A 13,273-nucleotide genomic window follows, 5' to 3' on the forward strand; every position below is an offset into this window, starting at 1 on the left:
GTTCCTCAGTCGGTCTTGCGGGCGAAGATCTTGTTGTTCAGGTAGGTCAGTGCCGCGATGAAGACGAAGAGCAACCAGGCGAGTGCCGAGGCAGCGCCGAAATCGCCGTCGTTGAGCGCATAGCTGGTGATCAGCATGGCCGAGGTCTGCGCGACCTGCCCGGTGCCGCCGGTGCCACTGGTGAGGATGTACGGTTCTTCAAAGAGCTGCAGGCTGCCAATCAGCGTCAGCGTGATGGCGAAGAACATCATCGGCCGCAGCATTGGCACCGTGATGTGCCACAGCTGCTGCCACTTGCCGGCGCCGTCCATGGTGGCCGCCTCGTAGAGATCGCGCGGGATGGTTTGCAGGGCGGCCAGGTAGAGCACCGTGTTCCAGCCCACATAGCGCCACCACACGACAAAGGCGACCGTCCAGCGCTGGTAGTCCGGCCCGGACCACTCCACCGGTTGCGTGGGGAATAGCCAGGCCAGCGGCCGCAGCTCGCCGAGCTGCCATTGGCCCAGCGAGGTCAGCGCCTGGTTCACCACCCCGAAGTCGCGTGAGAAGAGGGCGGTGAAGACCATGGCCACCGCGACCGTGTTGGTGATGAAGGGCAGGAAGTACATCCCGATGATCGGATTGCGAAACTTCCTGAACTGCATGTGGATGAAAAACGCCAGCGGGATGGCCACCAGGTGCTGCGGCACCCCGCTCACCACACCGATCCAGAGGGTGTTGTAGAGGGCCCGCCAGAAGTCGCGCTGGTACAGCTCCTCCCAGAAGTCGGCGCTGAAGATGCGAGACCATTCGAGGCCGTCGAGCTGCAGCAGGAAGCTGTAGTTGCCCCAGCCTTCGAACTGCATGGCGCCCAGTCCCGCCGCTGCCTCCCAGCGGAAGAACGACACATACGCCGAGAACAACAGGGGGAACAGTCCGAAAGCCGCAAACAGGATGAAAAAGGGACTGATGAAGAGGTAGGGCGCCCAGTCCCAGGGCTTCAGGCGCCGGCGCCGCGGCTTCTTCTGCAGCTGGCCTGTCTGCAGTGGGGGGGACGAGACGGCGGCGGCCAGGGGGCCCAGCGGGGTGGCGGGATTCTTCGAATTCATGGCGACGTCGGTGGCGGTTGGATCCGGGCGCCGGCGGCAGGTGGCCGGGCTCCTTCAGAGACACGGTGCTGAGGCGGGCGGCAGCAGGCCGCCCACCGGCAGCGCAGGTGGGATGCGCGCTTGCAGCTTCAGTGCTGCCGACGCCGCGGGGCCTCTCGGGGCATGCGGAGACCGGCATGCAGCGCCTCCGCCCTGTCGTGATGGGGGGGCGTTACCCGTCGGGAAGACAACGGAATCCTTGCGCCCACCGCCGCCCGCTTGCCGTGCCCGACAAGGGCACAGTCTTGCGAACGCGGCTTGCACCCCAGCGCGGCGAGCGAGGCCGCCGCAGGAGTTCCATGGCGCCCTGCCACAATGGAGGGTGCGATCAAAGGCCTGCAGAACGGATGCATGGTCATCTCCTAGGCGTCGTTGGCGCCGCTCGTGAAAGCGCTTTCAATTACGCCAGCTGGGGGATGGACTGTCAATAGTTCTGCGCGCGAACGAACTGGGCGGCAGGCTAGGGACTTCCCTAGCGCTCAGCGCCGCCGTGGCAGTGTGGACTCGCGGATGACCAGTTCGACCGCAAGTGGAGGCAGGCTGAAATCCTCGCCCTCGATGAGCTTCACCACCGCCTGGCCCGCCTGCAGCCCCACTTCATAAGCGGGCTGCCGCACCGTCGTCAGCGGGGGCACGCAGTAGGAGGAATGGGGCAGGTCATCGAAGCCAACCAGGGAGATGTCTTCCGGCACGCGGATGCCTCGCCGGTACAGTGCCAGCCGCGCGCCGTAGGCGCTTTGGTCGTTCGCCGCAAAGACGGCAGTGAAGGGCTGGCGGCTTTCGATCAATTGCTGGATGGCCAGCATGCCGGTGGCTTCCTCGAAGTCAGCTCGCGCGACCAGCGCTTCCCGGTACTCGATGCCGGCTTCCCGCAAGGCGTCTTGGTAGCCGAGCAGGCGTTGCAAGGCATCGTGGTGATCCGCAGGGCCCGCAATGAAGGCGATGTCAACATGGCCCAGTTCGATCAGGTGGCGGGTCGCCTTGTACGCGCCGAGCCGGTTGTCGATCGTGATGCTCGGCAGGTCCAGCGTCGTTGTCGCACGGCCGACCATGACAATCGGCAGTCGCTTGGCGACCGGCGCGATGTCCTCATCTCTAATATGACCATGCATCATCACCACGCCGTCCACACGGCGAGCTGACAGCAGCGCCAGCCGCTCTGCTTCTTCGCTGGAGTCCCAGTGCCCGCTCACGAACAGCGGCGCATAGCGAGCTTCCGTCAAGGCGTCTTCGACACCGCGCAAGGCTTCATTGAAGAAGGGACTGGCAATGTCCTGAGTCAACACCCCCACGGTGGAGGTGCGCCCGCTGGCCAAACTTCGGGCCACCATATTAGGACGGTAGTTCAGCTGCGCGATCGCGGCTTCCACCGCCTGGCGCCGTGCATCGCTCACACGGGCTGAGCCATTCAGGTAGCGGGATACGGTGCTGGGAGAGACACCGGCAATACGAGCCACTTGCCCGAGGGTGGCGGTGTCGTCGGGGAGAGTGTCAGACATAAGGCAATGTGTCACTCAATGCAAGCGCTGTCAAACCGCTGCTTTGGCAGGATCGCGTGTGCAAGCCGAGAAGTAATGCGCGAAGCGCTGCCCATCCAAAAAAGTTCTCGGGCCCGCTTGCGTTACCTCTTCGGGCAATGCTATAGTTGCGTTCTTCGCTGATCACGGCGCTGCAGACGAAACGAACCGGGAAGCTGGTGAGTGGGGTGGAGGCGGCGGTTTCTGAAAAGAAAGAAAGTGGCAGCGAAAAATAAATGAGCCGAGTGCTTGACAGGGTTTAAAGAAAACGTCAAAATCTCGCCTCTCTGCTGATAACGACGAAAGACGAAATCAGCGCTGACGACGAAGCTGAGGTGCTGCGAATGCGGCAAGGATAGCAGAGTTGGAGCAGCAAGCTCTTTAACAAATAACAGCCGATAAGCGTGGGCGTTTGAAGGCGAGTGCCAAGATCTGTGGGTGACTGCAGATCAGGTCGAAAGACTTTAAACGCTCATGGAAGTGAAGTTCACTTCAATTCTTTGAGCGAAATTCAAGATCGAACTGAAGAGTTTGATCCTGGCTCAGATTGAACGCTGGCGGCATGCCTTACACATGCAAGTCGAACGGCAGCACGGGAGCAATCCTGGTGGCGAGTGGCGAACGGGTGAGTAATACATCGGAACGTGCCCAGTAGTGGGGGATAGCCCGGCGAAAGCCGGATTAATACCGCATACGACCTGAGGGTGAAAGCGGGGGATCGCAAGACCTCGCGCTATTGGAGCGGCCGATGTCAGATTAGCTAGTTGGTGGGGTAAAGGCCTACCAAGGCGACGATCTGTAGCTGGTCTGAGAGGACGACCAGCCACACTGGGACTGAGACACGGCCCAGACTCCTACGGGAGGCAGCAGTGGGGAATTTTGGACAATGGGCGCAAGCCTGATCCAGCCATGCCGCGTGCGGGAAGAAGGCCTTCGGGTTGTAAACCGCTTTTGTCAGGGAAGAAAAGCTCTGGGCTAATACCTCGGAGTGATGACGGTACCTGAAGAATAAGCACCGGCTAACTACGTGCCAGCAGCCGCGGTAATACGTAGGGTGCAAGCGTTAATCGGAATTACTGGGCGTAAAGCGTGCGCAGGCGGTTGTGCAAGACAGATGTGAAATCCCCGGGCTCAACCTGGGAACTGCATTTGTGACTGCACGGCTAGAGTGCGGCAGAGGGAGATGGAATTCCGCGTGTAGCAGTGAAATGCGTAGATATGCGGAGGAACACCGATGGCGAAGGCAATCTCCTGGGCCTGCACTGACGCTCATGCACGAAAGCGTGGGGAGCAAACAGGATTAGATACCCTGGTAGTCCACGCCCTAAACGATGTCAACTAGTTGTTGGACGGCTTGCTGTTCAGTAACGAAGCTAACGCGTGAAGTTGACCGCCTGGGGAGTACGGCCGCAAGGTTGAAACTCAAAGGAATTGACGGGGACCCGCACAAGCGGTGGATGATGTGGTTTAATTCGATGCAACGCGAAAAACCTTACCTACCCTTGACATGCCAGGAATCCTGCAGAGATGTGGGAGTGCTCGAAAGAGAACCTGGACACAGGTGCTGCATGGCCGTCGTCAGCTCGTGTCGTGAGATGTTGGGTTAAGTCCCGCAACGAGCGCAACCCTTGTCATTAGTTGCTACGAAAGGGCACTCTAATGAGACTGCCGGTGACAAACCGGAGGAAGGTGGGGATGACGTCAGGTCATCATGGCCCTTATGGGTAGGGCTACACACGTCATACAATGGCCGGTACAGAGGGCTGCCAACCCGCGAGGGGGAGCCAATCCCAGAAAACCGGTCGTAGTCCGGATCGCAGTCTGCAACTCGACTGCGTGAAGTCGGAATCGCTAGTAATCGCGGATCAGCATGTCGCGGTGAATACGTTCCCGGGTCTTGTACACACCGCCCGTCACACCATGGGAGCGGGTTCTGCCAGAAGTGGTTAGCCTAACCGCAAGGAGGGCGATCACCACGGCAGGGTTCGTGACTGGGGTGAAGTCGTAACAAGGTAGCCGTATCGGAAGGTGCGGCTGGATCACCTCCTTTCTGGAAAAAGCACTCAAGTTTGGGCGCCCACACTTATCGGCTGTTGTTGTGTACGACAGCAAGTGAACGTGAACCGGCAGGCGTGAACCTGGCAGGGATGAGAATCCTAGGTTGACGGTGCTGCAGACGCGGTTCGAGCGGAAGTGAAGAGCGGGTCTGTAGCTCAGTCGGTTAGAGCACCGTCTTGATAAGGCGGGGGTCGTTGGTTCGAATCCAACCAGACCCACCAATCCTTCTGCATGAAGCATGTTCGGGGGATTAGCTCAGCTGGGAGAGCACCTGCTTTGCAAGCAGGGGGTCGTCGGTTCGATCCCGTCATCCTCCACCATCACTGATCACTGAAGTCGAACGTTAACGCAAGGGTTCCCTGAGAGCAGGGATGTTTGCGTTAGCGGTTCGAAAGAATGGCTGTTGTTCTTTAACAATTCGTAGAGTCGAATCAGCGTTGTTGACGGAAAGCATCTATGGGATGCACCGTGCCGTCAACAACATTTGATTGCGTCACCAGACTTCAACTCGAAGTAAAGAGCGAGTTTGAAGACGGCATAACGCGTAAATACTCAGAAAACGATCTTCTCGAACGATGAGGAGGTCGAGTCCTTGACGACGTCGAAGAGGCGTCAAAGTTATAGGGTCAAGTGACTAAGTGCATGTGGTGGATGCCTTGGCGATTACAGGCGAAGAAGGACGTGATAGCCTGCGATAAGCTTCGGGGAGCTGGCAAATTAGCTGTGATCCGGAGATTTCCGAATGGGGAAACCCACCCTTAGGGGTATCGCATACTGAATACATAGGTATGCGAGGCGAACCGGGTGAACTGAAACATCTCAGTAGCTCGAGGAAAAGACATCAACCGAGATTCCGAAAGTAGTGGCGAGCGAAATCGGACCAGCCTGCACGTTTTAGCATCGTACTTATCAGAACGGTTTGGAAAGGCCGGCCATAGCAGGTGATAGCCCTGTATGAAAAAAGTGTGGTGTGGAACTAGGCGTGCGACAAGTAGGGCGGGACACGTGAAATCCTGTCTGAAGATGGGGGGACCATCCTCCAAGGCTAAATACTCGTAATCGACCGATAGCGAACTAGTACCGTGAGGGAAAGGCGAAAAGAACCCCGGGAGGGGAGTGAAATAGATCCTGAAACCGCATGCATACAAAAAGTCGGAGCCCGCAAGGGTGACGGCGTACCTTTTGTATAATGGGTCAGCGACTTACATTCAGTGGCAAGCTTAACCGAATAGGGAAGGCGCAGGGAAACCGAGTCCGAATAGGGCGTTCAGTCGCTGGGTGTAGACCCGAAACCAAGTGATCTATCCATGGCCAGGATGAAGGTGAGGTAACACTTACTGGAGGTCCGAACCGACTAGTGTTGCAAAACTAGCGGATGAGCTGTGGATAGGGGTGAAAGGCTAAACAAACTTGGAAATAGCTGGTTCTCTCCGAAAACTATTTAGGTAGTGCCTCAAGTATTACCATCGGGGGTAGAGCACTGTTATGGCTAGGGGGTCATGGCGACTTACCAAACCATTGCAAACTCCGAATACCGATGAGTACAGCTTGGGAGACAGTGCACCGGGTGCTAACGTCCGGACACAAGAGGGAAACAACCCAGACCGCCAGCTAAGGTCCCTAAAATTGGCTAAGTGGGAAACGAAGTGGGAAGGCTAAAACAGTCAGGATGTTGGCTTAGAAGCAGCCATCATTTAAAGAAAGCGTAATAGCTCACTGATCGAGTCGTCCTGCGCGGAAGATGTAACGGGGCTAAGCCAGTTACCGAAGCTGCGGGTGCACAGCAATGTGCGCGGTAGGAGAGCGTTCTGTAAGCCTGTGAAGGTGTCTCGAGAGGGATGCTGGAGGTATCAGAAGTGCGAATGCTGACATGAGTAGCGTTAAAGGGGGTGAAAAGCCCCCTCGCCGTAAGCGCAAGGTTTCCTACGCAACGTTCATCGGCGTAGGGTGAGTCGGCCCCTAAGGCGAGGCAGAGATGCGTAGCTGATGGGAAACAGGTCAATATTCCTGTACCGATGTGTAGTGCGATGTGGGGACGGAGAAGGTTAGCTCAGCCGGGTGTTGGATGTCCCGGTTCAAGCCTGTAGTCGTGCCTGGTAGGCAAATCCGCCGGGCTAAGATGAGAGGTGATAACGAGGCCGCTTGCGGCCGAAGTGAGTGATACCCTGCTTCCAGGAAAAGCCACTAAGCTTCAGCTACACACGACCGTACCGCAAACCGACACTGGTGCGCGTGATGAGTATTCTCAGGCGCTTGAGAGAACTCTGGAGAAGGAACTCGGCAAATTGACACCGTAACTTCGGAAGAAGGTGTGCCCTTAGTAGGTGAACCTGTACAAGGGGAGCCCAATGGGGTCGCAGAGAATCGGTGGCTGCGACTGTTTAATAAAAACACAGCACTCTGCAAAGACGAAAGTCGACGTATAGGGTGTGACGCCTGCCCGGTGCCGGAAGGTTAAGTGATGGGGTGCAAGCTCTTGATCGAAGCCCCGGTAAACGGCGGCCGTAACTATAACGGTCCTAAGGTAGCGAAATTCCTTGTCGGGTAAGTTCCGACCTGCACGAATGGCGTAACGATGGCCACACTGTCTCCTCCAGAGACTCAGCGAAGTTGAAATGTTTGTGATGATGCAATCTCCCCGCGGAAAGACGGAAAGACCCCATGAACCTTTACTGTAGCTTTACATTGGACTTTGAACAGATCTGTGTAGGATAGGTGGGAGGCTTTGAAGCGGTGCCGCTAGGTGCCGTGGAGCCGTCCTTGAAATACCACCCTGGTGTGTTTGAGGTTCTAACCTTGGCCCGTGATCCGGGTTGGGGACAGTGTATGGTGGGCAGTTTGACTGGGGCGGTCTCCTCCCAAAGCGTAACGGAGGAGTTCGAAGGTACGCTAGGCACGGTCGGAAATCGTGCTGATAGTGCATAGGCAAAAGCGTGCTTAACTGCGAGACTGACAAGTCGAGCAGATACGAAAGTAGGACTAAGTGATCCGGTGGTTCTGTATGGAAGGGCCATCGCTCAACGGATAAAAGGTACTCTGGGGATAACAGGCTGATACCGCCCAAGAGTTCATATCGACGGCGGTGTTTGGCACCTCGATGTCGGCTCATCTCATCCTGGGGCTGTAGCCGGTCCCAAGGGTATGGCTGTTCGCCATTTAAAGAGGTACGTGAGCTGGGTTTAAAACGTCGTGAGACAGTTTGGTCCCTATCTTCCGTGGGCGCTGCAAGATTGAGAGAGCCTGCTCCTAGTACGAGAGGACCGGAGTGGACGCACCTCTGGTGTATCGGTTGTCACGCCAGTGGCATTGCCGAGTAGCTAAGTGCGGAAGAGATAACCGCTGAAAGCATCTAAGCGGGAAACTCGTCTCAAGATGAGTCTTGCCGGGGCCTTGAGCCCCCTGAAGAGTCGTTCAAGACCAGGACGTTGATAGGCTGGGTGTGGAAGCGCAGTAATGCGTTAAGCTAACCAGTACTAATTGCTCGTGCGGCTTGACCCTATAACTTTGGTGATCCTCAGCGACATCGAAGTGAGTCAAATAGCTTATGCCGGGTGAGGCCACTACAGCGCCTCACCATCCGGTGCGCAATCAAATCTGCTGATTCACACAGACTCTACGAATTGGTCGTCTTGCTCCAGCAGCAAGGCGGCATCCAGTTATGCCTGATGACCATAGCGAGGTGGTCCCACTCCTTCCCATCCCGAACAGGACAGTGAAACGCCTCAGCGCCGATGATAGTGCGGATTCCCGTGTGAAAGTAGGACATCGTCAGGCTGTTATTCCCCAAAACCCCGCCCACTCTTGCAGTCGGCGGGGTTTTGCTTTTGGGCTTGAAAAGGTGCTCGGAGGCTGGTGGTCGCGACATTCGGGCGACGCTTTCAGAACGCCTTTCGTTGCTGCCGCGATGCTCAAGCGCGGAACATGGACGGCCCCGAGCGGTCAGAATGCACACATCGAAAAGGAGTCCTCATGCTTCGCCATTTGATTCTCGCGTTTTGCCTGCCCATCCTGCCCACGTTGTCGGTGGCAGCGCCGACCCGCTTGCCTGCCGGTGTGAGCCATGTCGTCAGCGTGGAGGGCATCGAGGAGTACCGGCTGGCCAACGGACTGCAGGTGCTGCTGGTGCCGGATGCCTCCAAGCCGACCACCACCGTCAACATGACATATCGGGTGGGTTCTCACCAGGAGAACTACGGCGAAACCGGCATGGCGCACTTGCTGGAGCACTTGCTGTTCAAGGGCACGCCCACGCACCCCAATGTCTGGGCCGAATTCACCAAGCGCGGGTTGCGGGCCAATGGCTCGACCTGGCTGGATCGGACCAACTATTTCGCCAGTTTCTCCAGCGACGATGCCAACCTGAAGTGGTATCTGGGCTGGCAGGCCGATGCGATGATCAACAGCAACATCGCGAAGCGGGACCTCGACACCGAGATGACGGTGGTGCGCAACGAAATGGAAATGGGCGAGAACAGCCCGGGGCGCATCTTGTTCGAGAAGGGCCTGGCCGCTATGTACCAGTGGCACAACTATGGCAAGAGCACCATTGGCGCGCGCAGCGATGTCGAGAACGTCGATATCGAGCGACTGCAGAAGTTCTACCGCACCTACTACCAACCCGATAACGCTACGCTGATCGTTGCCGGCCGCTTCGATGCCTCGCAAACGCTGGGCTGGATTGCTCAGTCCTTCGGCAAGATCGCGAAGCCCAAGCGCGAGCTGCCGCGGCTCTATACGCTCGATCCGGTGCAGGACGGTGAACGCAACGTGACGCTGCGCCGCGTGGGTGGAGTGCCGATGGCCTATGCGATGTACCACGTGCCGCCCGGTGGGCATCCGGACTTCGCTGCCATGAACGTGCTCGACGTCATCATGGCGGATTCGCCGTCGGGTCGCCTGCACAAGCAATTGGTCGATACGCAGCTCGCGGCGGCGGTGTTTGCGTTCTCGCAAGAGTTGTCCGACCCCGGCTTCTCGGTCTATGGCGTCCAGCTGGCGCCCGGGCAGGACATCGAGAAGGCGCAGCAGCAAATGCTGAAAACGCTGGAGTCGGTGTCGACCCAGCCGATCACCGAAGAGGAGCTGCGCCGCGCTCGTACCAAGTGGGAGAAGGACTGGCAGCTGGCATTCTCCGACCCGGAGCGGGTGGGGGTGGCGCTTTCCGAGGCCATTGCCGCCGGCGACTGGCGCCTGTTTTTCCTGACGCGCGACCGTGTGCGGGCGTTGAAGCTGGAGCAGGTACAGCAGGTCGCAGCGGCTTACCTCGTGCCGTCGAACCGCACCCTGGCCACCTATATGCCGACCGACAAGCCGCAACGCGCCCCCGCGCCGCAGCGGGTGGACCTGGCCGCGATGTTGAAGGACTACCGGGGTGACCCCGCGGCCACCACCGCCGAAGCCTTCGATGCGACCCCGGCCAACATCGAGGCGCGCACCCGGCGCTTCACGCTGAAGAGCGGCCTGCAAGCCGCACTGCTGCCCAAAGGCACCCGCGGTGCGGCCGTCACGGCCCAGCTGAATCTCCGGCTCGGCAGCGAGCAGAGCCTGAAAGGCCAGGCGATCGTGGCCCAGATGGTGGCCGCCATGCTGGACAAGGGCACGGCCACGCTCAGCCGCCAGCAAGTGCAAGACCGGCTGGACGAGTTGCAGGCCGAAGTCACGGTGCACGGCTCGGCCACCGGTGCCACGGTGCTGATGCGGACCCGCAAGGAGCACTTGCCCGCTGTGCTGGCCTTGGTGGGCGACATGCTGCGCACGCCTTCCTTCCCGGCCGATGCGTTCGAGGAGGTGAGGCGGCAGAGCCTGTCCGAGCTGGAGTCGGAGCGCAAGGACCCGGACGCCATCGTCAACCAGGAGCTCGACCGCCGCTTCAACCCCTACCCGGCCGATGATGTGCGCCATGTCCTGACCTTCGACGAACAGGCGAGTGCGATGCAGCAGCTAACCCCGGAGCAGCTGCGGGCCTTCCACCGTCGCTTCTACGGCGGCGGCCAGGCGCAGTTTGCCGCGGTGGGCGACATGGACGTCGCACAAGTCAGGCAGGCACTCGATGCTGCCTTCGGCAGCTGGGTGGCGGCCGAGCCGCACCAGCGGGTGCCGCGGCCCTTCATCGCCGTCCAGCCCCAGCGCCTGAGCTTCGTCACGCCGGATCGTCAGAATGCCTACCTGCGGCTGAGCCTGGCCTTGCCGGTGCAGGAGTTGCAGCCGGACCATGCCGCACTCACGCTGGCCAACTACCTGCTGGGCCAGGGCGGCAACTCGCGGCTGTGGCTGCGGGTGCGGGAGACCGAAGGCTTGTCCTATGACGTGCGGGCCAATGTGGCCTTCAATCCCTGGGAGCCCAATTCCTTGTGGACCGCCACTGCCATCTTCGCGCCGCAGAACCGGGCCAAGGTTGAAAATGCGGTGCGCGAGGAAATCTCGCGCGCCTTGAAGGACGGCTTCACCGCGGCCGAACTGGAGCAGGGTCGCCAGGGCCTGCTGAGCTTCCGCCGGCTGTCGCGCGCCCAAGACCGCAACCTGGCCGCATCGCTGGCAGAGAACCTCTACCTCGGCCGCGATTTCAAGGTCTCGCAGCAACTCGACGAAGCGCTGGGCCGCGTCAGCCTGGCGGAGGTGAATGCCGCCTTGCGCAAGTACATCAAGCCCGAGAGCCTGGTGATCGGCGTTGCTGGCGACTTCAAGGACTGAGCGCGGCAGGCGCCTCAGAACGGCAAGCCGGGGCCTTGCAGGGCCCCGGCTTTTTCCATTCAAGCGTTCGGTGCGCCACCCGTCGATTCCCCGGCCTTGAACGGGTTGCGCTCCCGCAACTCGTCGACATAGGCGTCCACGCCCGAGCGTTCGCGTTCCAGGAAGCGGGCCACCGCGTCCGCAAAGGCCGGATGGCTGAGCCAGTGGGCCGACCAGGTTTGCACCGGCAACAGACCTCGAGCCATCTTGTGCTCCCCCTGGGCGCCTCCCTCGAAGGCCAGGTAGCCCTGGTCGATGCACCACTGCAGCGGCTGGTAGTAGCAGGCCTCGAAGTGCAGGCAGGGGATGTGCTCGGTGCCGCCCCAGTAACGTCCATAGGCGCGCCGCTGCGCCGGGTCGATCGCCACCAGCGAGGCCGCCACCCGCCGTCCTTCACGGCGCGCGATGAAGAGCAGCCAGTGCTGCGGCATGCTCTGGGCCATGCGCTTGAAGAAGTCCCGGGTGAGGTAGGGCGTCGAGTGGTGCGCTCGATAGGTCGAGCAGTAGCACTGGTAGAAGAAGTCCCAGTCGTCCGGGCCGATCTCCTCGCCTTGCTTCACTTCGAAATGAACGCCGGCTTCCTTCACACGGCGCCGTTCCTGCTGGATCTTCTTGCGCTTGTCGCGCTGCAGCTCCGACAGGAAATCCTCGAAGTCGTTGAAAGGCTGCGGTTGGCGGTTCAGCCAGTGGAACTGCACGGTACTGCGCATCATCCATCCCGCGGCACTCAAGGCGGCGCTGTCGTCCGCATCGACGAACAACATATGCACCGAGGACACCCCGCTCTCACGGGCCAGCTGCCCCACTGCCTCGACGAGCACCGCGCGCGCAGGCCCGTCCTCCGCCAGCAGGCGCGGTCCGGGCACCGGCGTGAAGGGCACTGCATTCAGTAGCTTGGGGTAGTAGTCCAGCCCGTTGTCCTCGTAGGCGCGGGCCCAGGCCCAATCGAATACGTATTCGCCATAAGAATGGCTCTTGAGGTAAAGGGGGCAGGCGGCCACCAGGCGGCCCGCGCGCCACACGCTCAGGAAGCGCGGCAGCCAACCGGTGCGGCCGGTGGCACTGCCGGAGCGGTGCAATGCGTCGAGGTAGGCATGGCGAATGAATGGCCCTGCCAGCGGCGAGGCGGCGGCCAGCCGGTCCCAGTCCCCGGCCGGGAGGTCGGCCAGGCTCTCGTGCACCCGCACCTCCAGGTGCTGCATGCTGTTTTTCGGGGAATCGTGCTTGCCCATCCGCCTGTGTCCCGCTGATCGGTGATCTTGACCGCGACAGGAGGGACTCCCGGCGCAGGCACAGCCATCTTAGGGGCAGGGCCGCCGGGGCGCTGGGCTGCCGGCGACGGCCCGGCAACGGGCAAGGGCGTTGGCGTTGCCATGGGCTGGCTGCAGCTTCACCGTTCTGCCCGGCTTTTTCTGGCCAACTGGCCCTAAACTACGCTCAATTCTTGTCTCGACCCTTACGGAGCCCCCATGAAGCAGATCACCGCCATCATCAAACCCTTCAAGCTCGAAGAAGTGCGTGAAGCCCTGGCCGAGGTCGGCGTCACCGGTCTGACCGTGACGGAAGTCAAGGGCTTCGGCCGCCAGAAGGGCCACACCGAGCTGTACCGCGGGGCCGAGTACGTGGTCGACTTCCTGCCCAAGGTGAAGGTCGAAGTGGTCGTCAAGGACGCCGACGTCGAGCGCTGCATCGAGGCAGTGGTCAAGGCCGCAAAGACCGGCAAGATCGGCGACGGCAAGATCTTCGTCACCGCCGTCGAGCAGGTGGTGCGCATCCGCACCGGCGAGACCGACGAAGCAGCTGTCTGAACTGCGCTGCAGCCGATGCAAAAAGCCCGCCTTC

Annotated in this window: 5 protein-coding genes, 2 tRNA genes and 3 rRNA genes; 7 read left to right on the plus strand and 3 right to left on the minus strand. The window is 60.2% G+C overall.

What is annotated here, in order from left to right; genetic code table 11:
• Nucleotides 1-5 precede the first annotated feature (5 nt).
• Nucleotides 6-1,088 (minus strand): carbohydrate ABC transporter permease, encoded by a 1,083-nt coding sequence (locus N7L95_RS23525; RefSeq protein ID WP_301257673.1) that lies wholly within the window; start codon nucleotides 1,086-1,088, stop codon nucleotides 6-8.
• A 518-nt stretch (nucleotides 1,089-1,606) separates the two neighbouring features.
• Nucleotides 1,607-2,626: a LacI family DNA-binding transcriptional regulator gene (locus tag N7L95_RS23530; RefSeq protein ID WP_301257674.1), complete on the minus strand. Its 1,020-nt coding sequence runs from the start codon at nucleotides 2,624-2,626 to the stop codon at nucleotides 1,607-1,609.
• Between the two features lie 537 nt (nucleotides 2,627-3,163).
• On the opposite strand from N7L95_RS23530, the gene N7L95_RS23535 reads away from it, so the two are divergent.
• The 6 genes from N7L95_RS23535 to N7L95_RS23560 all read left to right on the plus strand — a co-directional run bounded on the left by N7L95_RS23535 (nucleotide 3,164) and on the right by N7L95_RS23560 (nucleotide 11,392).
• A 16S ribosomal RNA gene (locus tag N7L95_RS23535) occupies nucleotides 3,164-4,694 on the plus strand.
• A 152-nt stretch (nucleotides 4,695-4,846) separates the two neighbouring features.
• Nucleotides 4,847-4,923, plus strand: a tRNA-Ile gene (locus N7L95_RS23540).
• A 23-nt stretch (nucleotides 4,924-4,946) separates the two neighbouring features.
• A tRNA-Ala gene (locus N7L95_RS23545) sits at nucleotides 4,947-5,022 on the plus strand.
• A 304-nt stretch (nucleotides 5,023-5,326) separates the two neighbouring features.
• Nucleotides 5,327-8,200 (plus strand): 23S ribosomal RNA (locus N7L95_RS23550).
• Nucleotides 8,201-8,363: 163 nt separating this feature from the next.
• Nucleotides 8,364-8,476: ribosomal RNA gene (gene rrf, locus N7L95_RS23555) — 5S ribosomal RNA — on the plus strand.
• The 16S, 23S and 5S rRNA genes sit together here with 2 tRNA genes alongside, the layout of an rRNA operon.
• A 195-nt stretch (nucleotides 8,477-8,671) precedes the next feature.
• Complete coding sequence (locus tag N7L95_RS23560) at nucleotides 8,672-11,392, plus strand: M16 family metallopeptidase (protein ID WP_301257675.1); 2,721 nt, start codon at nucleotides 8,672-8,674, stop codon at nucleotides 11,390-11,392.
• A gap of 59 nt (nucleotides 11,393-11,451) precedes the next feature.
• Here the strand turns inward: N7L95_RS23560 and N7L95_RS23565 are convergent, their stop codons facing one another.
• Complete coding sequence (locus N7L95_RS23565) at nucleotides 11,452-12,633, minus strand: GNAT family N-acetyltransferase (protein ID WP_301257676.1); 1,182 nt, start codon at nucleotides 12,631-12,633, stop codon at nucleotides 11,452-11,454.
• A gap of 267 nt (nucleotides 12,634-12,900) precedes the next feature.
• On the opposite strand from N7L95_RS23565, the gene N7L95_RS23570 reads away from it, so the two are divergent.
• Nucleotides 12,901-13,239: a P-II family nitrogen regulator gene (locus tag N7L95_RS23570; protein WP_297354685.1), complete on the plus strand. Its 339-nt coding sequence runs from the start codon at nucleotides 12,901-12,903 to the stop codon at nucleotides 13,237-13,239.
• Nucleotides 13,240-13,273: the final 34 nt, after the last annotated feature.

This window comes from Eleftheria terrae, from assembly GCF_030419005.1.
GTDB classification, from domain to species: Bacteria; Pseudomonadota; Gammaproteobacteria; order Burkholderiales; family Burkholderiaceae_C; genus Caldimonas; species Caldimonas terrae.

Bases quoted from the DNA above. Each gene is read 5' to 3' on its own strand.
- N7L95_RS23525 (WP_301257673.1), bottom strand. From the start codon at position 1,088: ATGAATTCGAAGAATCCCGCCACCCCGCTGGGCCCCCTGGCCGCCGCC.
- N7L95_RS23530 (WP_301257674.1), bottom strand. From the start codon at position 2,626: ATGTCTGACACTCTCCCCGACGACACCGCCACCCTCGGGCAAGTGGCT.
- N7L95_RS23560 (WP_301257675.1), top strand. From the start codon at position 8,672: ATGCTTCGCCATTTGATTCTCGCGTTTTGCCTGCCCATCCTGCCCACG.
- N7L95_RS23565 (WP_301257676.1), bottom strand. From the start codon at position 12,633: ATGCAGCACCTGGAGGTGCGGGTGCACGAGAGCCTGGCCGACCTCCCG.
- N7L95_RS23570 (WP_297354685.1), top strand. From the start codon at position 12,901: ATGAAGCAGATCACCGCCATCATCAAACCCTTCAAGCTCGAAGAAGTG.